The sequence below is a fragment of the Stenotrophomonas maltophilia genome, from assembly GCF_013464485.1.
Lineage (GTDB): Bacteria > Pseudomonadota > Gammaproteobacteria > Xanthomonadales > Xanthomonadaceae > Stenotrophomonas > Stenotrophomonas maltophilia_AW.
This window is the reverse complement of record NZ_RAUX01000011.1, coordinates 1-25234: the sequence shown is the minus strand read 5'-3', so window position 1 is coordinate 25234 and position 25234 is coordinate 1. Positions and strand designations below refer to the sequence as shown.

Genomic DNA, 25234 nt, shown 5'->3' with positions numbered 1-25234 from the left:
GCAAAGGCAAGAGCGTTTGTAGAGCCCCGACCGTCATACCGGTGCGCAGATCCGGGGTCCCCGGGGGTCTCCCGGATCGCAGCCAACCCCGTGAAACCCTTGTCAGAACGTGATCCAGGACACCTCTGTCATGGTCGTAATACGGCTGTAACAAAAACATCATTTCATAGCCGCATCCGCCGACGACGTCGGCTCTACCCCGCTATGGAGTGACCATGAAACTGCACTCGGCCGGCCTTGCCGCCCTTTCCCTGGCCATCGCCCTGGGCCTGTCGGCCTGCGGTGGCGACAAGCAGGCCGCACAGCAGCCGGCAGCCGACGGCGCGGCCGCTCCGGCCGCCGCCGGTGCCAAGGTGACCGCCGAAGTGTCCGGCGCAGGCGCGTCCTTCATCTTCCCGCTGGTCTCCAAGTGGTCGGCTGACTACAACGCCAGCACCGGCGCCAAGATCAACTACCAGTCGATCGGTTCCGGCGGTGGCATCGCCCAGATCAAGGCCGGCACCGTCGACTTTGGTTCCTCCGACAAGCCGCTGAGCAGCGAAGAGCTGGCCCAGGCCGGCCTGGCGCAGTTCCCGTCGGCCATCGGCGGCGTGGTGCCGGTGGTCAACATCGAAGGCCTGGAAGCCGGCAAGCTGCGCCTGAGCGGCGCCCTGCTGGCCGACATCTTCCTGGGCAAGGTCAAGACCTGGAACGACCCGGCCATCGTCGCCGCCAACCCGGGCGTGAAGCTGCCGGACGGCAAGATCACCCTGGTCCACCGTTCGGACGGTTCAGGCACCACCTTCAACTTCTCCAACTACCTGTCCAAGGTCAGCCCGGAGTGGAAGAGCAAGGTCGGCGAAGGCACCTCGGTGCAGTGGCCGGACGGCGTGGGTGGCAAGGGCAATGAAGGCGTGGCCTCCTACGTGAAGCAGATCAAGGGCTCGATCGGCTACGTCGAACTGGCCTACGCGCTGCAGAACGGCATGCCGTACACCGCCATGCAGAACGCGGCCGGCAACTGGGTCGAGCCGAGCGCGGAAACCTTCGCTGCCGCGGCCGCCAGCGCCGACTGGGCCAGCGCCAAGGATTTCAACCTGGTCATCACCAACGCTCCGGGCGAGCAGGCGTGGCCGATCACCGCCACCAACTTCATGCTGATGCAGAAGCAGCCGAAGGACGCCAAGCGCAACCAGGACACCCTGGCCTTCTTCAAGTGGGCCTTCGAAAACGGCCAGGCCCAGGCCAACGAGCTGCACTACGTGCCGCTGCCGGCCGAACTGGTCAAGCAGATCGAGGCCTACTGGGCGACCGACCTGAAGTGACGGACACGGCGGTGCCCCGTACGGGCACCGCCGTTTCCACGCCGTGCCGCCCCGCCCCTTCCTGGCCCTGCCGTCCCCATGAATGCCATCGCCCAGCCTGTAGCCGCCCCGTCCACGCGTGATACGCGTGATGCCCGCAACGACAAACTGTTCCGATGGGTGCTGGTCGGCACCGTCATCTTCGTCCTGATCGCCCTGGCCTGCGCCGCGCTGTCGATGCTGTGGGGCGGCCGCCATGCCCTGCAGATGCAGGGCCTGAGCTTCTTCTTCTCCGCCGACTGGAATCCGGTCGAAAACAAGTTCGGTGCTCTCGCTCCGATCTACGGCACCCTGGTCACCGCGCTGATCGCGATGGTCATCGCCGTGCCGGTCAGCTTCGGCATCGCCTTCTTCCTCACCGAAGTGGCACCGCGCTGGCTGCGCGGCCCGGTCGGAACCGCCATCGAACTGCTGGCGGGCATTCCCTCGATCATCTACGGCATGTGGGGCCTGTTCGTGCTGGTGCCGGTGATGACCGAGTACGTGACCCCGTTCCTCAACGAAACCCTGGGCGAGATGCCGGTCATCGGCCCGCTGTTCCAGGGCCCGCCGCTGGGCATCGGCATGCTCACCGCCGGCTTCGTGCTGGCCATCATGGTCATTCCGTTCATCTCCTCGGTGATGCGCGAAGTGTTCCTGACCGTGCCGACCCGCCTGAAGGAATCGGCCTATGCACTGGGCTCCACCAAGTGGGAAGTGAGCTGGGACATCGTCCTGCCCTACACCCGCTCGGCGGTGATCGGCGGCATCTTCCTCGGCCTCGGCCGCGCCCTGGGCGAGACAATGGCGGTCGCCTTCGTGATCGGCAACAGCGTGCGCCTGTCGCCGTCGCTGCTGGAACCGGGCACCACCATCGCCGCGCTGATCGCCAACGATTTCGGCGAAGCCACTGAAACCTACCGCTCGGCCCTGCTGCTGCTCGGCTTCGTCCTGTTCATCGTCACCTTCGTGGTGCTGGCCATTGCCCGCCTGATGCTGATGCGCCTGTCCCGCAAGGAGGGCAACTGATGTCCACTACCGCTGATTCGTTGTACCTGCGCCGCCGCATCGGCAATGTCGTTGCCATCGCGCTGTCCTGCGCCACCGCCCTGTTCGGCCTGTTCTTCCTGGGCTGGATCCTGTTCACCCTGGCATCCAAGGGCCTGGCCGGCATCAACTGGAATCTGTTCACCAAGATGACGCCGCCGCCAATGCAGGAAGGCGGCCTGGCCAACGCCTTCTTCGGCAGCGCGGTGATGTGTGCGCTGGCAATCGGCATCGGTACCCCGCTGGGTGTGCTGGCCGGTACCTGGCTGGCCGAGTACGGCAACGCCCGCAAGGCCGGCACCGTGGTCCGCTTCGTCAACGACATCCTGCTGTCGGCACCGTCGATCGTGCTCGGCCTGTTCGTCTACACCCTGTACGTGATGCAGACCGGCGGCAACTTCTCCGCATTCGCCGGTGCCCTGTCGCTGGCCTTCATCGTGCTGCCGGTGGTGGTGCGCACCACCGACGAGATGCTGCGCCTGGTGCCCTCGCAGATGCGTGAGGCGGCGCTGTCGCTGGGTATCCCGCAGTGGAAGGTGATCGTGCAGGTGCTGTACCGCAGTGCTTCGGCCGGCATCATCACCGGCATCCTGCTGGCGCTGGCCCGCATTTCCGGCGAGACCGCGCCGCTGCTGTTCACCGCCTTCGGCAACCAGTACTGGAACAACAACATCTTCCAGCCGATGGCCTCGGTGCCGGTGGTGATGAACCAGTTCGCCGGCAGTCCGTATGAATCCTGGCAGGTGCTGGCCTGGGCCGGTGCCCTGGTGCTGACTGTCTTCGTGCTGCTGGTCAGCCTTGCCGCCCGCGGCATCCTGCTGCGCAACCGTATCTCCCATGACTGACCTTTCCGTGGATAACGCCATGAACGACCTTTCCAACGCCGTGCCGATGCAGCGCATCGCCGTGCCGTCCTCGCACGAGAGCCTGCACACGCCGGCTCCGGTCAAGCTTGCCGCGCGCGGACTGGACTTCTACTACGACAAGTTCCACGCCCTGAAGGGCATCAACCTGGAAATCCCGGAAAAGCGCGTGACCGCGCTGATCGGTCCTTCCGGCTGCGGCAAGTCCACGCTGCTGCGCATCTTCAACCGCATCTACGCGCTGTACCCGAAGCTGGAAGCGCGCGGTGAAGTGCTGCTGGACGGCGAGAACATCCTGTCGCCGAAGTACCCGATGAACCGCCTGCGCAGCAAGGTCGGCATGGTGTTCCAGAAGCCGGTGCCGTTCCCGATGACCATCTTCGAGAACGTGGCCTACGGCATCCGCCACCACGAAAGGCTGAGCAAGGCCGACATGGCCGACCGCGTCGAGCAGGCGCTGCGCCAGGGCGCGCTGTGGGATGAAGTGAAGGACAAGCTGGGGCAGAGCGCGCTGGGCCTGTCCGGTGGCCAGCAGCAGCGCCTGTGCATCGCCCGCGCCGTGGCCCTGCGCCCTTCGGTGCTGCTGCTGGACGAGCCGACCTCCGCGCTGGACCCGATCTCGACCAGCCGCATCGAACAGCTGGTGGAAGAGCTCAAGCACGAGTACACCATCGTCATCGTCACCCACAACATGCAGCAGGCCGCGCGCGTGTCGGATTACACCGCCTTCATGTACCTGGGTGACCTGATCGAGCACGACCGCACCGAAGTGATCTTCTCGCAGCCGTCGCAGCGGCAGACCGAGGACTACATCACCGGTCGATTCGGCTGAAACGTCGGTCGAGCGTGGCTCGACTCTACAGACAACGGCAGTCGGGCATGGCTCGACTCTACAGAGTGGAACAACCATGAATCTTCCCAACGACCACATCGTCAAGAGCTACGACGAAGAGCAGCAGCGCCTGGTAGCCGAAATCGTGCGCATGGGCGAGATGGCCGTCGCCCAGCTCGAAGCGTCGATGGACGTGATCGAAAAGCGCGATGAGAACGCCGCCCATCGCATCATCGCCAACGATGAAGCCATCGATGCGCTGGAACAGCAGATCAGCCACGACGTGATGCGCCTGGCATTGCGCGGCCCGATGGCGCGCGACCTGCGCGAGATCCTCGCCGGCCTGCGCATCCCGGCCGACATCGAGCGCATCGGCGACTACGCCGCCAACGTGGCCAAGCGCTCGATCGCACTCGGCAAGGTGCCGCCGCTGCCGCAGATCCAGGGCCTGCGTGCCCTCGGCCGCCTGGCTGCACAGCAGGTGCGCCGCGCCATCGCGGCATACCGCGACAACGACGCCGATGCCGCGCTGGAACTGCGCGAGGACGATGCCCGCCTGGACGCGCAGTACACCGCGCTGTTCCGCGAACTGCTGACCTACATGATGGAAGACCCGCGCAACATCACCCCGTGCACCCACCTGCTGTTCATGGCCAAGAATCTGGAGCGCGTGGGCGACCACGCCACCAACATCGCCGAGAACGTGTGGTTCCTGGTGCACGGCGAGCAGCCGTTGCCCCCGCGCGAGAAGCGCGACGAGACCTCCAGCACCGGGCAGATCTGACGCTGCACCGCAACACCAGAGTTGGATCCAGGGTGGCCGCTGTCCTTGTGACGGCGGCCTTCCTTTTTGGGGTATTCCCCCCGCATTGTGGGCACCGGGCTTGCCCGGTGCGGACCGTCCAGGTGCTTCTGTAACAAACCTCACGAAAATTTGAGGTCTTGGCGAGGATTCGTTGAGTAGGATCGCTGCACCATCACTTCCACCGGCATCCCCGCCGGCCATCCGGGCACCCGCCCACACCACCCAGGAGCACGACCGATGAGCAGTTCCAACAAGACCCTGTCCCTGCTGACTGCCACCGCCCTGGCCGCCGGCCTGGGTATGACCGCCAGTGCTTCGGCCCTGAGCATGAGCGACCTTGCCCAGGGTTACCTGGTGGCTGGGCAGGCGGCCAAGGCCACCACCGACGCCAAGGCCGCCGATGGCAAGATGGCCGCTGACGCCACCAAGCATGCCGAAGGCAAGTGTGGTGCCGACGGCAAGACCGCCGAAGGCAAGTGCGGTGCCGACAAGGGCAAGGCTGCCGGTGCGGCAGCTGGCGCCAAGGCCAAGACCGGCGACAAGAAGGCGGCCGAAGGCAAGTGTGGCGAAGGCAAGTGCGGTGGGAAGCACTGACGTCCGCGCCAGCGTCGTCAACCCGCGGTTGCCGCTTCGTGCGGCGGCCGCAGGGTTGGGGCTGCGCCGGGCGCTGCTGCAGGAGCTGCGCGATGCACCGGCGGGCGATTTCGACTTCCTCGAATGCGCGCCGGAGAACTGGATCCATGTTGGCGGCCCCGCCGGTGACGCGCTGGCCGAACTGGCGCAGCGCCATCCGCTGAGCTGCCACGGTCTGTCGTTGTCGCTGGGCGGCAGCGCGCCGCTGGATACGCAACTGCTGGAACAGGTCGGCCAGTTCCTGGAGAAGCACCGCGTGCCGCTGTACAGCGAACACCTGAGCTACTGCAGCGACGACGGTCACCTGTACGACCTGCTGCCGATTCCGTTCACCGATGAAGCAGTGCGCCACACCGCCACACGCATCCGTCAGGTACAGGACCTGCTGGGCCGCCGCGTCGCGGTGGAGAACGTGTCCTACTACCTGGCACCGGAGCCGGCGATGGACGAGCTGGCCTTCACCAACGCCGTGCTTGCCGAGGCCGACTGCGACCTGTTGCTGGACGTCAACAACGTCTACGTCAACGCCTGCAACCATGGTTACGACGCCGACGCGTTCATCGCCGGCCTTCCCGCAGACCGCATTGTCTGCCTGCACGTGGCCGGGCATCTGGACGAGGCACCGGACCTGAAGATCGATACCCATGGCAGTGCGGTGATCGACCCGGTCTGGGAGCTGCTGGCACGCACCTATGCGCGCATCGGCGCTCGCCCCACCCTGCTCGAGCGCGATTTCAATTTCCCGCCCTACGCCGAACTGCGCGGCGAACTGCAGACCATCCGCCGCCTGCAGGCCGCGCACGCGGAGGCTGCATATGGCTGATACCCCCGCCACGCTGCGTGCGCAGCAGCACGCGTTCACCGCACACCTGCGCGATCCACAGGCGGTGGCCGCACCGGCCGGGCTCGAACCGCGCCGCGTGGCGGTGTACCAGCGGCTGCTGTTCAACAACCTGCTGGGGCTGTTGAGCAACGGCTTTCCGGTCTGCGTGCGCCTGCTCGGCGAACCGGCCTGGAGCGCGCTGGTCCGCCAGTACTTCGCTACCCACCGCTGCCTGACGCCGCTGTTCACCGAACTGGCCGCCGAGTTCGTGCAGTGGCTGCAGGCCCGGCCGCAGCTGCCACACCCGGCGCTGGCCGAGCTGGCCCACTACGAGTGGGTGGAAACCGCGCTGTACCAACTGGACGCCGAACCGCTGCCGGCGCCGGGCGACATCGACCCGCTGCGGGTGCCGCTGCAACGCTCGCCCCTGGCATGGCCGCTGCTGTACCAATGGCCGGTGCACCGGCTCGGTGCCGAGGACGCACCGTCACAACCGCCAGCCGAACCGACCGGCCTGCTGGTCCGCCGCGAGGCCGATGGCGAAGTGCGCTTCGCCGTGCTGAGCCCGCTGGCGGTGTACCTGCTGTCCAGCATCGGCGAACAACCCGGCCTGGATGGCCATGCCTACCTGCAGCAGCTGGCCACCGCGCATGGGCTGGCCGAGGATGCGCTGGCCGAACCCGGTGCCGCGCTGCTGCAGCAGTTCCTGCAGGCCGGCGTGATCGGCCCGCTCGCAGTCCCCTGCTGACGTCTCTTCCCCCGGAGATCCACCGATGAAGCTTTCGACCCTGGCCACCGCGCGTGGCCAGCTGGACCGTCTCGCCCCCTGGTTGGCCCCGCTCGGCCTGCGCCTGCTGCTGGCGTGGGAATACTTCGAATCCGGCCGCGAGAAGCTGCACGGCCAGAACTGGTTCGCCGACCTGCAGGGCGCCTTTCCGTTTCCGTTCAACCAGCTGCCCGCCACGCTCAACTGGCAACTGGCAACGTGGTTCGAACTGGTCGGCGCCGCCTGCCTGCTGGTTGGCTTCGGCACCCGTCTTGCCGCCGCCAGCCTGCTGGTGCTGACCGTGGTGGCCACCTATGCGGTGCATTGGCCGATGGAATGGAATTCGCTGGGCGAACTTGCCATGGGCTATGCGATCAGCGACCAGGGTTTCGGCAACTTCAAGCTGCCGGTGCTGTTCATGGCAATGCTGCTGCCGCTGCTGTTCACCGGCGCCGGCAGGTTGAGCGTGGATGCAGTGCTGGTACGGCCAGCGCTTCGGTAGATGCCGACCTTGGTCGGCGCGGGCCGTGCCAACCAAGGTTGGCACCTACCGGAATCCTGAGCGCGCGGTGTACCGGTGGGTGTCGACCTTGGTCAACACGCTCCTGCGCAGGGAACCCGTGCACCACAGGCTGACCGGGCGCTCAGGGTCGCTCTGCTAGAATTCACGCATGACTGACCCCACCCCCGCACCTGCCGCCGCTCCCGATTCCGCAGTACCCCAAGCGCAGCGCGCGATGTCACAACGCTTCCGCGGCTTCCTGCCGGTGGTGGTGGACGTGGAAACCGGCGGCTTCGACAGCCAGCGCAATGCCCTGCTGGAGATCGCGGCGGTGCCGATCGAGATGGACGAGAACGGCCTGCTCTACCCCGGCCAGACCGCCAGTGCCCACGTGGTGCCAGCTGAAGGCCTGGAGATCGACCCGAAATCGCTGGAAGTGACCGGCATCATCCTCGACCACCCGTTCCGGCTGGCCAAGGAAGAGAAGGCCGCGCTGGACCACATCTTCACCCCGGTACGCGCGGCGATGAAGAAGTACGGGTGCCAGCGCGCGATCCTGGTCGGCCATAACGCCCATTTCGACCTGGGCTTTGTCAACGCCGCAGTGGCCCGCACCGGCCACAAGCGCAATCCGTTCCATCCTTTCAGCGTGTTCGACACGGTGACCCTGGCCGGCATCGCCTACGGGCAGACCGTGCTGGCGCGTGCAGCCACCGCCGCCGGGCTGGGCTGGGACGCGAACGAGGCACACAGCGCGGTGTATGACACCGAGCAGACCGCGCGGTTGTTCTGCACCATTGCCAACGCTTGGCCGCGGTAATGCAACGCTTTCTGTAGAGCCGAGCCATGCGTGGATGAACTCAACCGATGCTCGTACGATCCCTGCCGTCGCTCTTGGCGCGGTACAGCGCGCGGTCTGCGCGCTGATATAGCAGCGCCGGGGTGCGGTCATCGGCATCCAGTTCCACCAGCCCTGCACTGAAGGTCACGCGCAGGCCGTCCACACCAGCCCAGTCGGGGTGGTCATGGAACAGGCCACGCAGGCGCGCGCACAGCTGTGCGGCCTCTTCAAGGCGAGTGTCGTTGAGCAGCAGTGCGAACTCTTCACCACCGGTGCGTGCCGGCAGATCCGAGTCGCGGCTGGCGGCCGCGATCAACTTCGCCACCTGCACCAGTACTGTGTCGCCAACGCTGTGGCTATGGCGATCGTTGACGTCCTTGAAGTGGTCGATGTCCAGCACCACCAGGCATAGCGGATGGCCACTGCGCTGCGAACGGGCGAAGTCGCGCGCCAGCGTTTCATCAAAGCCGCGGCGGTTGGCCAGGCCGGTAAGCGCGTCTTCGCGCGCCTGGCGCTCGAATGATTCCGCCTGCCGCGCCAGGCGCTCGGCCAGTTGCGTCTTCTCCTGGTTCAGTGCCTGCAGATGCACGGTCTTGGCCTGCAGGTCGAAGGTCGCTTCGTCCACGCGGCGCGCCAGGCGCAGGTTGCTGGCTTTCAGCTGCTGCAGCAGCAGCAGGCGGTACAGCACGACGAGTCCTGCCAGCAACAACAGCCCACCCAGCACCTGTACGCTGCGGCGTTGCCACCAGAACGGCTCCACGGTGAAGCTCCACACCGCTTCCTGCTGGCCCCAGCTCCCGCCCGGGTGAGCAGCAGCCACATGCAGGGTGTAATCGCCCGGTGGCAGGCCGACGAACTCGACACTGCGCTGGGGCCCACGTTCGACCCAGCCCGAATCGAGGCCATCCAGCCGCGTGCGGTAGCGGATCCGGTCGGACATCAGATAGCTCAGGCCGACATAGCTCACGGCCAGGCGTCGGCCGCCGGGAATGTAGTTGCGGTCCGGGCCTTCCCAATGCACGGGGGCACCATCCACCTGCACGCTCTCGATCGCTGCCGGTGGTGAGGGGCGCTCGCGGAAGCGCTGCAGGCGCTGCGGGTCAACCGTGCTCAGGCCGCCGGCGGTGACCACCCAGAACGTGCCGTCCTGGCGCAGGATCGCCGACGGTCCGGAGCTCCCGTTGGCCTGTGCATTGGCCATGCCGTCGATCTCGTTGTAGCGCTCCACCACCACCCGCGGTGCGCGGCCGTCGGCCACGGCGTTGAGGGTAGCCATGTCAGTGCGCAGTACGCCACGGTTGCTGCTGATCCACACATTGCCGAGGCGGTCGGGTACCAGCTGGAACACCGCATCCACCGGCATGCCCTGCTCCAGTCCCACCCGCGCCAGTTTGCCGTTCTGCCACCGGTACAGTCCGCGGTCGCTGCTGATCCACATCGCATCGCCCAGCTGATGGAAGCCGAACACGCTGCGCCCGCCGCCCATGGGTGCCAGGTCGATCGACTGCACATGATCGCCACGCAGTACGCGGATACCTTCGATCGTGCCGATCCACAGATTGCTCTGGTGGTCGTGTTCAAGCGCGGTGATCAGGCCGTTGGGCATGCCCGGGACGCTCGATACCTGGACGCGATCTCCCTCGATGCGGACCACGCCCTTCTGCGTGCCAGCCCAGACCACGCCCTCTGGATCAACGCTGATCGCGCGGATGTTGCCGCCCGGCATGCCGTCGGCGGCGGCATAGTTGTGGCGAAGGCTGCCATCGCGACCGAGCCGGTAGACGCCATCACCGAACGTACCGACCCACATGTCACCGTCCGGGCCCTGCGCCAGGCTGAGCACCGAAGGTGCCTTGCCGCCGCGGTTGTGCAGCGGCATCGCACGGAAGCGGCCATCGGCGGTCTGCAGATCGAGGCCGCTGGCACTGCCGACCCACAGCTGGCGGTCGCGGTCCTCGAACACGGTGCGCACATAATCACCACTGAGGCCATCGCGCTCGGTGTAGCTGCTGAACAGCGTTTCGCGAAGGCGGTACAGGCCACCGTTGGCGCCGACCCATATGCTGCCTTCGGCGTCCTCGCGCAGGCTCACCACGCGACCGCCCGGCAGGTTCAGGCCCGCCGGCAGCCGCTCCAGCCCATGCGCGGAGATCCGCAGCAGGCCCTGGTTCTCGGTACCCAGCCACAGGTCACCGTGGCGGTCCTGCAGCATCGACGTCAGGTGCAGCTGGCCCGGCAGCCGGTGCACCAGCACCAGCCGCTCGTCTTCCACCCGGTACAGGCGCTCGCCCGCGACGATCCACAAGGCGCCATCCGGTGCCCGGTACGGCCATGACAGGCCACTGCCCGCCCCCAGGCCCCATGCAGCGGGCGCGCGCTTGAGCACGCCGTCGTTGTCACGCAGCACCAGTCCGTCAAGGGTGCCGGCCCAGACCCGGTCCTGCGCGTCGACCACCAGCTTGGTGAAACTCATCGCCATCGGCAGGTCGGCGGCCGGCGCCTGGTAGACGATGCCGGAATCCGGCGTCAGATACCCGATCCCCTTGCCTTCGTACAGAAGCCACAGGCGCCCCTGGCTGTCCATCTGCATGGACTGGATCAGCACCTGCGGGGTATCGGCCCGGTGCTCCCATACACGCCACTGGCCATCGCTGCCGCGGTGGCTGACGTTGCCGCGTGAATCGCTGATCCACAGTCCGCCCTGGCGATCGACGAACAACGCGCCGATACCATTGTCGCGCAGGCCCGGACGGGTGCTGCGGTCGAATACGGTGAAATCCAGGCCGTTGTAGCGCACCAGCCCTTCCCAGGTGGCGAACCAGAGGTGGCCTTCCGGCGTCTGCGCGATGTCGCGCAGCGAGTTGTGTGGCAGGCCATTGCGCGAGGTCCACACGTCAATGGCATAGTCGCGCAGCGGCGGTGCGCCTTCCTGTGCAGCCACCGCCAGCGGCAGCAGCATGGCCAGCAGCATCCACAGCAGGCCGTGCCGCAGCCTTCGACCAGAATCCGATCCACAGCGCTCCGCCCAGCGCCCGATGCCCCCCTGTCCGGCCATCAGAGCAGCGGTGGCGGCCAGGCAGGGCTGCCAAGCCTGGCAGCATGCAGGAACGGCCAGGCGGCGCGGAAAGGCATGCCGGCGGGAACGGGCTGGCTCATCGTGGGAGACATGGGGAGATGCGCAGATGATAGGCGAAACCCGGCCTGCAGCGTCACCGTTACCGCCCGGACCAGCTCAACCTGCACGCCCCGGCGCCACCACCTGTGCACTGGCCGGCCACTGCACGATCGCCTCCAACCCACCTTCGGCACGGTTGCGCAGCCACAGCCGCGCCCCATCCTTTTCGGCAAGCGCACGGGCGATGGTCAGGCCGAGGCCGGCACCGCCGGTCTCCCGTGAACGCGAGGTTTCCACCCGCACGAACGGATCGAACACCGCCTCAAGCTGTTCCTCGGCCAGTCCAGGGCCATCGTCTGCCACCACCACGGTGATCGCCCCACCACTGCGTTCGACACGCACACGTACGCGCTGGGCGTACATCACGGCGTTGTCCACCAGATTGGAGAACAAGCGGTGCATGGCCAGCGGCCGCAGCATCAGCACCGAGCCGCTGCCACCGTCGAAGACCACGTCGGCCCCACCTTCGGCCGCATCCTCAACAATGCTCTCCAGCAGTGAATCCAGGTCCAGGGCAGCACGCTGCTCGGCACTTTCCGCGCTGCGGGCCAGCTCCAAGCCTTCGCGCACCAGCGCATGCATCGCCGCAAGATCACCGATCAGCCGTTCGCGCAGGGCCTCGTCACTGACGTTTTCCAGTCGCAGGCGCAGGCGGGTCAGAGGCGTCTGCAGATCGTGGGTGATCGCCGCCAGCATCTGCGTACGTTCGGCCAGGTGGCGCTGAAGGCGATGCTGCATGGCATTGAAGGCTTCGGCCGCACGCTGCACTTCACGTGGCCCGCGCAGGGGCAACGGATCACGCTGCAGGTCATCGCCCAGGTCTTCGGCGGCGGCAGCCAGCTCCTGCAACGGCGCACTGGCCATGCGCGCGACCACGTAGGCCAGCACGGCGATGGCCAGCACCAGCAGCGTAAGGAACCACGGATCCACGGCCAGGATGCCGTTGTGCGCGACTGCCGGCGAGTCCAGTGCCAGCTTCAGCAGGGTGCCATCATTGAGGGTCACCTCGACTGCGCGGCACTTGGGCGGGATGAAGGCAGGATCGCGCTCGCGTGGATGCTTGCGGTGCCCCGGGGGGGGCGGCGGCAGCAGATCCTGCAGCTTGGGAATGCAGGAACGGAACGAGGCGAAGTGCACGTGTGCACGCGACACCGGGCCGGGCCGATCCTCCAGTACTTCCATCAGCGCGGTATCGGCGCGTCCCACGCGAGCACCAGGCTGCAGTGCACGCACGCTCGGCCCGCCGATCTCAAGCAGTCGCTCGCGCAGTTCGGGGTTCCCGTCGAGCAGATTGACATAGCCCTGCAGGCGGTCAGCGATGCGGTTCAGGTTCTGCCGCTCGAACTCCTGCTGCCGTTTGGAGGTGGCCAGCATGGTCGCGCCGATCGCCGCCACGCTCATGCCCAACAGCAGGATCACGAACAGCCGCCCGACCATCGAGGACAGGAAATGGCGCAGGCGCTTCATCGTGGCTTACTCCATGCTCACCGACGAGGCCAGCACGTAACCTTCGTTGCGTACGGTCTTGATCAGGCCATCCGGGCCGCCGTCATCGCCCAGCTTGTTGCGCAGCCGGCTGACCTGCAGATCGATGGCGCGGTCCTGCGCCTCGTAGTTGCGGCCGCTGCTGAGCGCGACCAGCTGCTCGCGTGACAGCACCTTGTTGGCATGGGCGATGAACACCCGCAGCAGGCGGAACTCGGCACCGGACAGCACCACGACACGGTCATCCGGATCCACCAGATGCCGATGCTCCAGGTCGAACACCCAGCGCGAGAAGCGCGCACGGCGCACCGCCAGCGGCTCCAGATTGGCCGGCAGCGCCTCGGTGCGGCGCAGCACGTTGCGGATGCGCGCCAGCAGCTCGCGTGGCTCGAACGGCTTGGCCAGGTAGTCGTCCGCGCCCATTTCCAGGCCGAGAACACGGTCGATCGGCTCGGCGCGCGCGGTCAGCATGATCACCGGCGTGTTCGAGCGCGCGCGCAGGTCGCGGCACAGGGTCAGGCCGTCCTCGCGCGGCAGGTTCAGGTCGAGCACGATCAGGTCCACATGCTCGCGGTCCAGCAGCTGGCGCATGGCCGTGCCGTCGGCAGCCGTGCTCACCTGGTAACCGGCACGGCCGAGCTGTTCGGCCAGCAGGGAACGGATGTCGTTGTCGTCGTCGACGATCAGCAGTCGATGCATCGTGTTTTCAGTCTCCATGGCGCGATCATCCCGTGTCGGCAGCTGAACCGCATCCGGGGCAATGCGTACCAGTGTATCCAGCCTTGGGCGGGATACCTGTCGTTACGCGTATTCACCGACAGTGTTACATAGAGACATACCCCGAGGATTGAGCCGCTCATCGCCCCGTCTTCACAATGCCCACCAACGCCGCCAGCGCGGCCCCGAGAGTGAAGCCACGACGTGACGTTCCGCCTGTTGCCCGCGACCCGCCGGGGTCGCCTGATACTGATCGCCCTGCTTGCCCTGATCGTTGCCGTGGCCGCCTGGTGGCTGCTGCGCAAGCCCGCCGCCCCGGCGGTGGCGACCACCCCGGTCAGCCGCGGCGACATCGAACAGACCGTCGATGCCACCGGCGTGATCGACGCCTACAAGCTGGTCAGCGTGGGTGCGCAGGCCTCGGGCCAGATCAAGTCGCTGAAAGTGCAGCTGGGCGATACGGTGAAGGAAGGCGACCTGATCGCCGAGATCGACGCCACCACCCAGCAGAACCAGGTGCTCAACGCGCAGGCCTCGCTGGACCAGGTCACCGCCCAGCGGGCGGTGCAGCAGGCCACCCTGCGCCAGGCCGAGCTGGAGTTTGCCCGCCAGCGGCAGATGCTGGCCGCCGAGGCCACCTCGCGCCAGGAATATGATGCCGCCGAGGCCCAGCTGAAGACCGCCCGCGCCCAGCTGCAGTCCTACGAGGCGCAGATCAAGGGCCGCGAAACCGAGCTGGGCACCGCCCGCGCCAACCTGGCCTACACCCGCATCACCGCGCCGATGGACGGCACCGTGGTGGCGGTGGTGGCCGAGGAAGGCCGTACCGTGAACGCCAACCAGACCGCGCCCACCATCGTGATGCTGGCGCGGCTGGACGTGGTCACGGTCAACGCCGAGATCTCCGAGGCCGATGTGGTCAAGATCAAGGCCGGCATGCCGGTGTACTTCACCACGCTGGGTGATCCGGACCGCAAATATCACGCCACCCTGCGCCAGATCAATCCGGCGCCGGCCTCGATCGCCAATGAAAACTCGTCCAGTTCCAGCAGCTCCTCCAGCTCCAGCTCCAGCAGCGCGGTCTACTACAACGCGCTGTTCGACGTGGAGAACCCGGACGGCACGCTGCGCATCGACATGACCGCGCAGGTCTCGGTACTGCTGAAGCAGGCCAAGGGCGTGCTGATGGTGCCGGCGGTGGCGCTGGGACCGAAGCGCCGTGGCGATGAGCGCATGGTGCGGGTGCTGGACGACAAGGGCCAGCCGCAGCCGCGCAAGGTGACAGTCGGCATCAACAACGGCGCCTCGGCCGAAATCCTGTCCGGGCTGAAGGAAGGCGAGCGCGTGGTGGTCGGTGAAGCCAGCGCGGCTGCGGCCGGTGCCGGCGGCGGCAACCGCGGCGGCATGCAGATGCGGGTCGGCGGCCCGGGCATGGGTCCGCGCCGATGAGCACGACGGCGCCGCTGCTGCGCCTGCGCGACCTGCGACGCGAATTCCCGGGCGGCGATGACGTCATCGCCGTACTGCGCGACGTCAACCTGGATATCCACGCCGGCGAGATGGTGGCCATCGTCGGCCAGTCCGGCTCGGGCAAGTCGACGCTGATGAACATCCTCGGCTGCCTCGACCGCCCTACCCGTGGCAGCTACCAGGTGGCCGGCCGCGAAACAGGCAGGATGGAACCGGATGAGCTGGCCGAACTGCGCCGCGAGCATTTCGGTTTCATCTTCCAGCGCTACCACCTGCTGGGCGACCTGGACGCGCGCGGCAACGTGGAAGTACCGGCGGTGTATGCCGGCAGCCCCGGCCCGGTGCGCAACGCGCGGGCCGAGCAGCTGCTGCAGCGGCTGGGTTTGGGCGACCGCATGCACCACAAGCCAGGCCAGTTGTCCGGCGGGCAGCAGCAGCGCGTCTCGATCGCGCGCGCACTGATGAACGGTGGCGAGGTGATCCTGGCCGACGAGCCCACCGGTGCGCTCGACACGAAATCCGGCGAGGAAGTGATGGCGATCCTCGGTGAGCTGCACGCCGAAGGCCATACCATCATCATCGTCACCCACGACATGAGCGTGGCCGAGCACGCGCAGCGCATCATCGAGATCCGCGATGGCGAGATAATTGCCGACCGCGCCAACCCGAATGCACCGACCTACCGTGCGCAGCGCGAAGCCAGCACCGGCGTAGCCCGCGGCAACAGCTGGCGGGCGGCCCGGGATCGTTTCACCGAAGCCTTCCGCATGGCCCTGCTGGCCATGAACGCGCATCGGCTGCGCACCTTCCTGACCATGCTCGGTATCATCATCGGCATTGCCTCGGTGGTCTCGGTGGTGGCGCTGGGCAACGGATCGCAGCAGCAGATCCTGCAGAACATCAGTGCGCTGGGCACCAACACCATCGACGTCTATCCCGGCCGCGGCTTCGGCGACATGCGCTCGGCCCGCGTGCAGACCCTCAAGGCCAGCGATGCCGATGCCCTGGCCAGGCAGAGCTACGTGGACAGCGCTACCCCGAGCGTGTCGACCTCGGTCACCGCGCGCTACCGCAACCAGTCGTCCACTGCGCAGGTCAGCGGTGTCGGCGAGCAGTTCTTCCGGGTCAAGGGCGTGACCCTGCTCAGTGGCAGCTTCTTCGACACTGACGCAGTGAAGGGCCTCGGCCAGGTGGCGGTGATCGACGAGAACACCCAGACCCAGTTCTTCCCTGATGTCGATCCGGTCGGCCAGGTGATCCTGCTCGGCAACGTGCCGGCACGCGTGGTCGGCGTGGCCAAGCGCCAGAGCTTCGGCTTTGGTGGCAGTACCAGCCTCAGCGTGTGGGTGCCGTACACCACGGTGATGTCGCGCATGCTTGGCCAGAGCCACGTCTCCAGCATCACCGTGCGCGTGGACGACGCCACGCCGATGGATGCCGCACAGGAAGCGATCACCCGCCTGTTGACGATGCGCCATGGCACCGAGGACTTCTTCCTCAGCAACAGCGCCGAGATCCGCCAGACCATCGAGCAGACCACGCGCACGATGACCCTGCTGATCGGCGCCATTGCCGCGATCGCGCTGCTGGTCGGTGGCATCGGCGTGATGAACATCATGCTGGTGTCGGTGACCGAGCGTACGCGCGAGATCGGCGTGCGCATGGCCGTGGGCGCGCGGCAGAGTGACATCCGCCAGCAGTTCCTGATCGAAGCGGTGCTGGTGTGCCTGCTTGGCGGCGTGCTCGGCATCGGCCTGGCCCTGCTGCTGGGCTCGATGATCGGCCGCTTCGCCAGTGACTTCCAGGTGCTGTTCTCCACCGCCTCGATTGTTGCCGCGTTCGCCTGCTCGACCCTGATCGGCGTGGCGTTCGGTTTCCTGCCCGCGCGCAATGCCGCGCAGCTCGACCCGGTCGAGGCCCTGGCCCGCGAATGAAGATGATGACCCGATTGCCCTTCCCTGCTCCCCCGCGTCTGCTGCTGGCCGGTGCGGTCCTGCTCGCGCTGGCCGGCTGTGCGTCGGTCGGTCGCTATCCAGTACAGGCCCCCGACGTAGCGGCCAGCTACGGGCGTGGCAATGCCACGCTCAACGCACCGGCCGAGGACCCGCGCAGCAGCCTGGATACTCCCGGCCGCGACATCCGTCAGGACAGCTGGTGGACCGGCTTCGGCGATGAACGCCTGGACCGTCTGGTGGCGCAGGCCCTGGCCGCCAACAGCGATCTGGCTGCCGCCGGTCTGGCCGTGCAGCGCTCACGCCTGCAGGCCGGCCTGGCCAGCAACGCGCTATGGCCGCAACCTTCCTCTTCCGGTGTCAGCGGTAGTGCCAACCGGGCGACCGACCAGGCCGACGACTGGCGTCGCAGCTACTCCACCGGCATCTCGCTGGCCTGGGAGGTGGACCTGTGGGGCCGCCTGCGCACCCAGCGCGACATCGCCCGCTGGGAAGCCGAGGCCAGCGAGGAAGACCGGCAGAACACCGCGCTGCTGGTGATCGGCGACACCATCACCCAGTACTGGAACCTGGCCTATCTCAACCAGTCGATCGCCACCGGCCAGGCCAACCTGGAGCGGCTGGAACGTACCCGCGAACTGGTGCAGGCGCGCTTCGATGCCGGTGCAGTATCGCGCCTGGAAGTGCGCCAGGCGCTGCAGAACCTGCAGTCGCAACGTTCCGCGCAGAGCGCGCTGGAACAGCAGCGGGTGGAAGTGCGCAATGCGCTGACCGTGTTGCTGGATGGCACGCCCTGGCCACAGCAGGACGAACCGCAGGACCTGCTGGGCGCGCGCAGCCCAGGCATCGCCGAAGGCTTGCCGAGCGATCTGCTGGGCCGTCGCCCGGACCTTCGCGCGGCCGAACTGCGACTGCGCAACAGCCTGAAGACCATCAAGGTGACCGCCACCCAGTACTATCCGGCGCTGAGCCTGACCGGCAGCCTCGGCTCCAGTGCGACCTCGCTGGGTGATGTGCTGCGGAATCCGGTGGCCACGCTGGGCGCGGGTCTGTCGCTGCCGTTCCTCAATCTGCAGCGCGCGCAGCTGGATACCGATATCGCCGGCACCGCCTATCAGATCGCCGCCACCAACTTCCGCAAGACGCTGTACACCGCGCTCTCCGAAGTGGACAACGCGCTGTCCGCACGCGAGCAGCTGGCGCGCCAAGTGGCGGCCTCGCAGGCCTCGTATGACGAGGCCGTGGAAGTGGAGCGCGCGCAGGAGGTGCGCTATCGCGTCGGTGCCACCGACCTGCGCACCTGGCTGGAAGCGCAGCAGACCCGGCGCGATGCCGAGCTGTCGCTGGCACGCGTGCGCCAGGGCCAGCTGAACAACGACGTCACCCTGTTCAAGGCGTTGGGCGGCAGCGCGGGGTGAAGCCGCGAGAGCGCCAACCAAGGTTGGCGACTACCCGGCAGGTGTCGACCTGGGTCGACACGCTACTTCTGTAGAGCCGAGCCCATGCTCGGCTGCTTTCTGATCGGGAAGACGCGCCCGCGCTGCGCGCGACAGCCGAGCGTGGGCTCGGCTCTACAAGACCGCTGGCGGATCAACCGCGCTGGCGCACGGCCTCGAACAGGCTGACGCCGGCAGCGACGGAGACATTCAGGCTCTCGATCTCGCCCGGCATCGGAATCTTGACCAGGCCATCGCAGTTCTCGCGGGTCAGGCGGCGCAGGCCATCGGCCTCGCCACCCAGCACCAGGGCGATGTTGCCCTTCAGGTCCAGCTGGTACAGCGAGGAGGTGGCTTCACCGGCCAGGCCATAGATCCACACGCCCTGCTTCTGCAGGTCCTTCAGGCAGCGCGACAGGTTGGTCACCGCCACCACCGGGATCAGATCGGCGGCACCGGCCGAGGTCTTGCGCACGGTCGCGTTCACCGTGGCCGACTTGTCCTTGGGGATGATCACTGCAGTCGCACCGGCGGCGGCGGCCGAACGCAGGCAGGCGCCCAGGTTGTGCGGATCCTGCACCTCGTCCAGCACCAGCAGCAGAGCCTTGCCCTCGGCTGCAGTGACCAAGCCTTCCAGCTCGTTCTCGCTGTAGGTACGGGCGGCGGCATAGCGCGCGGCCACGCCTTGATGGCGCACCGAACCGCCCACGCCATCCAGCGCCTGGCTGTTGACCTTGCGCACGTCGATGCCCTTGCGGCGGGCATTTTCCTCGATCTCGGTCAGGCGCGGATTCTTCGCACCGGCCTCGACCAGCACTTCGCGGACGTTCTCGGCGTCGTTCTCGATGGAGGAGGCGACGGCGTTGACGCCGACAATCCACTGGCTGTTCTTGCTCATGCGGGCGGGGACCGGAAAGGGGGTGGCTATGGTAGAGCATCGGCGGGCCGGGCGCTGCGGCGGCCCCCCTGTGGAGCCGAGCGTGGGCTCGGCTGCCGTGGGTTGAGGCCGCGGCGATCTGCCAGCCGAGCGTGGGCTCGGCTCTACGGGTGCGTTACCGGCTGCGCGGCGGCCAGTGCGGGGTGTCGTGGTCGGGGTGCTGGTGGGACACGATCGTGGCCAGGAAGTCCAGAGCCGCGATGTCGTCCTCGGTACGACGGGCCGGCAGGCTGGACAGGCTGTCGACGAAGGGCAGCTTGCGTTCGACCCCGTACTGGATCGTCGGCGGCAGGCGATCGGGCTCGTCGAAGGCGCCGGCCGCCACCGCCACGCCGTCCGGCGCCTCATAGGTCAGGGGGGTGCCGCAGTCGGCGCAGAAGCCACGCCGCACCACATTGGACGACTGGAAATAGCGCGGCTGGCCCCGGGTCCAGCTGAACTGCACGCCGCGTACCGACACCAGCGGCGCGTAGTAGGCGCCGAAAGCCTTCTGGCACATCCGGCAGTGGCAGATCGAACTGTCGGTGAGCGCGCCGCGCGCCTGGAAGCGGATCGCGCCACACTGGCAGCCGCCGCTGTATTCGGGTTGGCCCTGCATGGTGGGTTCCTCCGTAACGGCGTGCCAACCAAGGTTGGCACCTACCGGGTGAGGGATGTGCCAACCAAGGTTGGCACCCACCAGGTGAGGTGGGTGCCGACCGTTGGTCGGCACACCGTGTGCGCGCAGCCGAGCATGGCTCGGCTCTACAAATCAGTACTTCTCTTTCTTCCGCTTGGCCGGCTTGCCACGTTCGGGCAGCGGCGGCAGGCCATCGCCTTCGTCCTCGCCCTTGTGTTCGACCAGGCGGAAGTCGATCTTGCGCTCTTCCATGCTGGCCTTCAGCACCAGGATCCGCACGCGGTCGCCCAGCCGATAGCTGCTGCCGCGGCGTTCGCCGGTCAGCGTCTTGCGGGTAGCGTCGAACTTGTAATAGTCCTGCGGCAGCTGGGTCACGTGGACCAGGCCCTGCACCTTCGACTCATCCAGCTCCACGAACAGGCCGAAGCTGGTCACGCCGCTGATCACGCCATCGAACTGGCCACCCACGTGCTTTTCCATCCACGCCGCGCGGTAACGCTCGTCGACCTCGCGCTCGGCTTCATCGGCACGGCGCTCACGCTCGGAGCACTGCAACGCCAGCGCAGCCATTTCGCGCGCGTTGTAGGTGAACTTGTCCAGCGGCTTGCCGGACAGCGCGTGCTTGATCGCGCGGTGCACCAGCAGGTCGGGATAGCGACGGATCGGCGAGGTGAAGTGCGCGTAAGCCTCCAGTGCCAGGCCGAAGTGACCGTGGTTTTCCGGGCTGTAGATCGCCAGGCTCTGGCTGCGCAGCAGCACCGATTCCAGCAGCGTGGCATCGGGGCGGTCGCGGATCTTCTTCAGCAGCTTGGTGTAATCGCCCGGGCGCACCTTCGACCACGGCGGCAGGCTCAGCTTGAACTCCTTGAGGAATTCCAGCAGATCGGCGTACTTGGTTTCCGGCGGCTTCTCGTGGATGCGGTACGGGGCCGGCACGTGGCGCGACAGCAGGTACTTCGCCGCCTCGACGTTGGCCGCAATCATGCATTCCTCGATCAGCTTGTGCGCGTCGTTGCGCACCAGCATGCCGGCCTGGGTCACTTCACCGCGGTTGTCCAGCACGAAGCGCACTTCACTGCTTTCGAACTCGATGGCACCGCGCTTGGCGCGTGCCTTGGACAGCACCATGTACAGCTGGTGCAGGCGCTGCACCTGCGGCAGCAGGTCACCCATCCAGGCCTTGGTATCGGCATCGTCCTCGCCCACCGCCTTCCATACCTGGGTGTAGGTCAGGCGCGCGTGCGAGTTCATCACCGCCTCGTAGAAGCGCGAATGCGTGACCAGGCCGTCGCGGTCGATCTGCATGTCGCATACGAAGCACATGCGATCGACCTTGGGCATCAGCGAGCAGATGCCGTTGGACAGGGTCTCCGGCAGCATCGGCACCACGAAGCCCGGGAAGTACACCGAGGTGGCGCGCTTCTGCGCTTCCTCGTCCAGCGGCGTGCCGGGGCGCACGTAGTTGGAGACGTCGGCGATCGCCACCACCAGGCGGAAACCATCGGCATTCGGCTCGCAGTACACCGCGTCGTCGAAGTCCTTGGCATCCTCGCCGTCAATGGTGACCAGCGGCGTGCTGCGCAAGTCCACGCGGTCGCCGATCATCGACGGTTCAACCGCCATCGGCACCGAGGCGGCTTCGTCCAATACTTCCTGCGGGAACTCGAATGGCAGTTCGTGGCCGTGGATGGCAGTCTCCACCACCAGCGATGCGGTCAGCTTGTCGCCGAGCACGGCGATGATGCGGCCGATCGGCGGACGGCGGCTGTCCGGTGCCTGGGTCAGTTCGCAGACCACCAGCTGGCCGTCGCGCGCGCCACCGGTCTGGTCCGGCGGCACCTGCACGTTGCGCTGCACGCGCTTGTCGTCAGGTACCACGTAATTGATCCCCATCTCGACGCTGAAGCGGCCGATCAGGCGGGTCATGCCGCGCTCGAGCACGCGCGCAATGCTGCCTTCGCGACGGCCACGGTGGTCGATGCCGGTCACGCGGGCCAGCACCTTGTCGCCGTGCATCACCTTGCGCATTTCATACGGCGGCAGGAACAGATCGTCGCCCCCCTCGACCGGGCGCAGGAAGCCGAACCCTTCCGGGTTGGCAATCACCACGCCGGTGACCAGGTTCAGGGTCTGGATCGGCGCGAAGCCACCGCGGCGGTTCTGCACCAGCTGGCCATCGCGCACCATCGCGCCGAGCCGGCGCGACAGCGCCTCGGCCCGGTCCGGTGCGGTCAGCCCCAGACGCACGCCCAGTTCCTCGGCAGTCTGCGGCCCTTCGCAGCGCTCCAGCAGGGCCAGGATGGCCTCGCGGCTGGCGATGGGCTGTTCGTATTTCTCCGCTTCGCGCGCGGCATAGGGATCGTCGATCACCTTGCCGGACGGCGGCAGCTTGCGGCCCGGCGCCGGGCCCGGTGCGCTGACCTCTGCGCTGCGGACCTTGCGGCCACGCGGCAGCGCACCACCTTCATTCAATTCGGGGAACCAGCCCGGCAGCGGCTTGCCCGGCTTTGTGGTGCGGGCTGCGCCCGCCTTTGCGCCCTTCTTCGGGGCCTGGCTGCGGGACTTGCTCCCGCCCTTGCTTGGTTTTTTGGTAGTCATCGCCCTACATGGTAGCCGTTGATGGCGTGCAGAACGGGTCAGCGGCTGTCTTGAAGGCCTTGCATGAAAAATATTCAGGAAGTCGTTGACAGCCTGCGGATTCATCTTCACAATTGCGCCTCTGGAACGCCCAGGTGGCGGAATTGGTAGACGCACTAGTTTCAGGTACTAGCGGGTAAAACCGTGGAGGTTCGAGTCCTCTCCTGGGCACCAACGAAAAAACTCCTCGCTTCGGCGGGGATTTTTTTTGCCTGTAATCCGGCCCTGAGGCTCGACTCTTACTCCTGCAGGAAGGAACTCCGACCCGGTATCGGCAATGATCTTCACAAGGGTGTTGACACCCCCGTAACAACACCCCATAATCTCGCTCCTCGACGCCCAGGTGGCGGAATTGGTAGACGCACTAGTTTCAGGTACTAGCGGGTAAAACCGTGGAGGTTCGAGTCCTCTCCTGGGCACCACGTCGAGAATGAGAAAAACCCGCGAAAGCGGGTTTTTTCATGCCCGTGATTCGGCATCGCCGCGACCGGCGGCCGGCATCACAACAGCGGCCGCAGCACCAGCTCCAGCCCGAGCAGCAGCAGGAAACCCAGGAAACAGGCGCGGAATACCCGCGCACTGATGCGCTGCCGGATCACCTGCCCCAGCCACATGCCCAGCAATGCCGGCAGCACCGCCAGCGTACTCAGCCCCAGCTGCTGGATGCCGAATGCGCCGTGCAGCACCAGACCAGTGGTCAGCGAAATCGTCGACACAGTGAACGCCAGTCCCAGCGCCTGCACCAGCTCCTCGCGCTGCAACCCCAGCGACTGCAGGTACGGCACCGCCGGCATCACGAACACGCCGGTGGCGCCGGTCACCACACCCGACAACGCCCCCACCAGCGGCCCCAGCCATCGCTCGCGCCGCTGCGGTACGCGGAACACCGGCGCGAGCAGCGCATATGCTGCGTAGACCACCAGCGCCACGCCCAAAGCCACGCGCGACCAGGTGCGATCGACCCGCACCAGCAGCGCCGCCGAACCCAGCGTCACCACCACCACGGCCAGCATCATCGGCCACAGGCGCCGCACGATGTGGCCCAGCGATGGCCCGGACAACAGCTGCCACGCATTGGTGACGAAGGTGGGGATGAACAGCATCGATGCCGCCGCCACCGGCGACAGCGCGCCACCGAGCAGACCCATCGCCACTGTCGGCAACCCCATGCCGGTCACGCCCTTGACCACACCGGCCAGCACGAACACCACCACCAGCAGCACGTAGAAGTACATCGATTCATTCATGCCTTCATTGGATCGGCCGGCCGCTCGGCGCACAATGCGGTCTTCCCGGCCTCGCCTTCGGCTGATCCGAAGGCTCAGGCGTTGCGATGAGGGCATCACATGCGGATGGATATCGCCGACCTGCGCCTGTTCCTGGCCATTGCCGAAGCGGGCAGCATCACGGCCGGTGCCGCGCAGGCAAACCTGGCACTGGGCTCAGCCAGTGAGCGCCTGCGCACGATCGAAGCCGATGCCGGTACCCCGCTGTTGAACCGGCACCCACGCGGCGTCAGCCTGACCGAAGCCGGTGCCGCGCTCGCCCACCATGCACGCTTGATCCTGCAGCAGCAGGCACAGCTGCGCGGTGAACTGCAGGCGTTCGCGCACGGTGCGCGCGGCACCCTGCATCTGTATGCCAACACCGCAGCGCTGACCAACTACCTGCCCTCGCGGCTCGCACCGTGGCTGGCCGAACGCCCACGCCTGCACGTGGAACTGCTGGAGCGCACCAGCCCCGAAGTCGTGCGTGCGATCAGTGCTGGCCAGGCCGAGGCCGGCATCATCAGTGATGCGGTCGACGCTGCCGGCCTGCAGCAGCATGTGGTGGCCGAAGATCCACTGGTGATGCTGCTCCCCGCAGACCATCGCTTCGCATCGCGGCGCAGCCTGGCCTTCGCCGATGTTGCCGGCGAGACCTTCGTCGCCCTGGCCGATGGCAATGCACTGCAGGCCTACATCGAGGACCAGGCGCGCGACATCGGGCGGCGCCTGGACGTGCGTATCCGCATGAAGACCTTCGAAGGCGTGTGCATCATGGTCGGCCACGACATTGGTGTCGGCATCGTGCCGCGGACCATCGCCCGCCAGCATCGGCGCAGCACGCATACCGTCGCCGTACCGCTCGCCGATGCGTGGGCACAGCGCCGCCTGTGCGCCTGTTTTGCCGAGTGGGCGCAGTTGTCATCGGCAATGCGCAGCCTGCTGCTTCACCTGGGCGTGCAACCGCAGAAAAAGGTGTGAAATGTTGTTGACACATCCTCTGCCGTACCGCACAATTCGTCTCCTGAGTCGCCCAGGTGGCGGAATTGGTAGACGCACTAGTTTCAGGTACTAGCGGGTAAAACCGTGGAGGTTCGAGTCCTCTCC

General features: G+C 66.9%; 21 protein-coding genes and 2 tRNA genes. 16 read left to right on the top strand and 7 right to left on the bottom strand.

Going from position 1 to position 25234, the window contains the following annotated elements:
- Nucleotides 1–215 precede the first annotated feature (215 nt).
- From pstS to rnt, 10 genes are all read left to right on the top strand, one after another.
- On the top strand, nt 216–1304 hold the full coding sequence (gene pstS / locus D7Y61_RS05535; RefSeq protein WP_100471789.1) for a phosphate ABC transporter substrate-binding protein PstS: 1089 nt from the start codon (nt 216–218) through the stop codon (nt 1302–1304).
- A gap of 78 nt (nt 1305–1382) precedes the next feature.
- Entirely contained in the window at nt 1383–2351 is a 969-nt protein-coding gene (gene pstC / locus D7Y61_RS05530) for a phosphate ABC transporter permease subunit PstC (RefSeq protein WP_180865452.1), read from the top strand.
- Nucleotides 2351–3214, top strand: a complete 864-nt coding sequence (gene pstA, locus D7Y61_RS05525) for a phosphate ABC transporter permease PstA (protein ID WP_180865451.1) — start codon at nt 2351–2353, stop codon at nt 3212–3214. The genes pstC and pstA overlap by 1 nt, the downstream gene beginning before the upstream one ends.
- A gap of 19 nt (nt 3215–3233) precedes the next feature.
- Nucleotides 3234–4064 (top strand): phosphate ABC transporter ATP-binding protein PstB, encoded by an 831-nt coding sequence (gene pstB, locus D7Y61_RS05520; protein WP_180865450.1) that lies wholly within the window; start codon nt 3234–3236, stop codon nt 4062–4064.
- 76 nt (nt 4065–4140) lie between these two features.
- A complete protein-coding gene (gene phoU / locus D7Y61_RS05515) occupies nt 4141–4848 on the top strand; it encodes a phosphate signaling complex protein PhoU (protein ID WP_180865449.1) in 708 nt (235 codons plus the stop codon).
- Between the two features lie 258 nt (nt 4849–5106).
- Nucleotides 5107–5463, top strand: a complete 357-nt coding sequence (locus D7Y61_RS05510) for a hypothetical protein (protein WP_180865448.1) — start codon at nt 5107–5109, stop codon at nt 5461–5463.
- Entirely contained in the window at nt 5450–6325 is an 876-nt protein-coding gene (locus D7Y61_RS05505; protein ID WP_180865447.1) for an HvfB family MNIO-type RiPP peptide maturase, read from the top strand. Before D7Y61_RS05510 ends, D7Y61_RS05505 begins: the two co-directional genes overlap by 14 nt.
- Nucleotides 6318–7073: an HvfC family RiPP maturation protein gene (locus D7Y61_RS05500; protein ID WP_180865446.1), complete on the top strand. Its 756-nt coding sequence runs from the start codon at nt 6318–6320 to the stop codon at nt 7071–7073. Before D7Y61_RS05505 ends, D7Y61_RS05500 begins: the two co-directional genes overlap by 8 nt.
- A 25-nt stretch (nt 7074–7098) precedes the next feature.
- On the top strand, nt 7099–7593 hold the full coding sequence (locus D7Y61_RS05495; protein WP_180865445.1) for an HvfX family Cu-binding RiPP maturation protein: 495 nt from the start codon (nt 7099–7101) through the stop codon (nt 7591–7593).
- Nucleotides 7594–7762: 169 nt separating this feature from the next.
- A complete protein-coding gene (rnt, locus tag D7Y61_RS05490) occupies nt 7763–8413 on the top strand; it encodes a ribonuclease T (RefSeq protein ID WP_014036542.1) in 651 nt (216 codons plus the stop codon).
- 40 nt (nt 8414–8453) lie between these two features.
- On the opposite strand, the gene D7Y61_RS05485 is transcribed toward rnt, so the two are convergent.
- From D7Y61_RS05485 to D7Y61_RS05475, 3 genes are all read right to left on the bottom strand, one after another.
- Complete coding sequence (locus D7Y61_RS05485; protein WP_180865444.1) at nt 8454–11489, bottom strand: ligand-binding sensor domain-containing diguanylate cyclase; 3036 nt, start codon at nt 11487–11489, stop codon at nt 8454–8456.
- A gap of 177 nt (nt 11490–11666) precedes the next feature.
- A complete protein-coding gene (locus D7Y61_RS05480; RefSeq protein ID WP_180865443.1) occupies nt 11667–13076 on the bottom strand; it encodes an ATP-binding protein in 1410 nt (469 codons plus the stop codon).
- Between the two features lie 6 nt (nt 13077–13082).
- Entirely contained in the window at nt 13083–13811 is a 729-nt protein-coding gene (locus D7Y61_RS05475) for a response regulator (RefSeq protein ID WP_180865442.1), read from the bottom strand.
- Between the two features lie 204 nt (nt 13812–14015).
- Between D7Y61_RS05475 and D7Y61_RS05470 the strand changes: the two genes are divergently transcribed.
- From D7Y61_RS05470 to D7Y61_RS05460, 3 genes are read left to right on the top strand one after another with little or no spacing between them, the layout of a single operon-like run.
- Nucleotides 14016–15260, top strand: a complete 1245-nt coding sequence (locus tag D7Y61_RS05470) for an efflux RND transporter periplasmic adaptor subunit (RefSeq protein ID WP_180865441.1) — start codon at nt 14016–14018, stop codon at nt 15258–15260.
- Nucleotides 15257–17215 (top strand): MacB family efflux pump subunit, encoded by a 1959-nt coding sequence (locus D7Y61_RS05465; RefSeq protein ID WP_180865440.1) that lies wholly within the window; start codon nt 15257–15259, stop codon nt 17213–17215. The genes D7Y61_RS05470 and D7Y61_RS05465 overlap by 4 nt, the downstream gene beginning before the upstream one ends.
- A complete protein-coding gene (locus tag D7Y61_RS05460; protein ID WP_180865439.1) occupies nt 17212–18651 on the top strand; it encodes an efflux transporter outer membrane subunit in 1440 nt (479 codons plus the stop codon). The genes D7Y61_RS05465 and D7Y61_RS05460 overlap by 4 nt, the downstream gene beginning before the upstream one ends.
- A gap of 172 nt (nt 18652–18823) precedes the next feature.
- Here the strand turns inward: D7Y61_RS05460 and rlmB are convergent, their stop codons facing one another.
- The 3 genes from rlmB to rnr all read right to left on the bottom strand — a co-directional run bounded on the left by rlmB (nt 18824) and on the right by rnr (nt 22697).
- Entirely contained in the window at nt 18824–19567 is a 744-nt protein-coding gene (rlmB, locus tag D7Y61_RS05455; RefSeq protein WP_180865438.1) for a 23S rRNA (guanosine(2251)-2'-O)-methyltransferase RlmB, read from the bottom strand.
- A 154-nt stretch (nt 19568–19721) separates the two neighbouring features.
- The gene (locus D7Y61_RS05450; RefSeq protein ID WP_180865437.1) at nt 19722–20204 is read right to left on the bottom strand and encodes a GFA family protein; all 483 of its coding nucleotides are present in this window, start codon (nt 20202–20204) and stop codon (nt 19722–19724) included.
- A gap of 153 nt (nt 20205–20357) precedes the next feature.
- Nucleotides 20358–22697: a ribonuclease R gene (gene rnr, locus D7Y61_RS05445; protein ID WP_430543698.1), complete on the bottom strand. Its 2340-nt coding sequence runs from the start codon at nt 22695–22697 to the stop codon at nt 20358–20360.
- A 254-nt stretch (nt 22698–22951) separates the two neighbouring features.
- On the opposite strand from rnr, the gene D7Y61_RS05440 reads away from it, so the two are divergent.
- Both D7Y61_RS05440 and D7Y61_RS05435 read left to right on the top strand, forming a co-directional pair.
- Nucleotides 22952–23036, top strand: a tRNA-Leu gene (locus D7Y61_RS05440).
- Nucleotides 23037–23199: 163 nt separating this feature from the next.
- Nucleotides 23200–23284: transfer RNA gene (locus D7Y61_RS05435), tRNA-Leu, on the top strand.
- Between the two features lie 78 nt (nt 23285–23362).
- Here D7Y61_RS05435 and D7Y61_RS05430 read toward each other — a convergent pair.
- Nucleotides 23363–24109 carry a sulfite exporter TauE/SafE family protein gene (locus D7Y61_RS05430; RefSeq protein ID WP_107433349.1) on the bottom strand — a complete coding sequence of 249 codons (747 nt, stop codon included), beginning with the start codon at nt 24107–24109 and terminating at the stop codon, nt 23363–23365.
- 99 nt (nt 24110–24208) lie between these two features.
- Here D7Y61_RS05430 and D7Y61_RS05425 point away from each other — a divergent pair, with 99 nt between their 5' ends.
- Nucleotides 24209–25108, top strand: a complete 900-nt coding sequence (locus D7Y61_RS05425) for a LysR family transcriptional regulator (RefSeq protein ID WP_180865435.1) — start codon at nt 24209–24211, stop codon at nt 25106–25108.
- Nucleotides 25109–25234 lie beyond the last annotated feature (126 nt).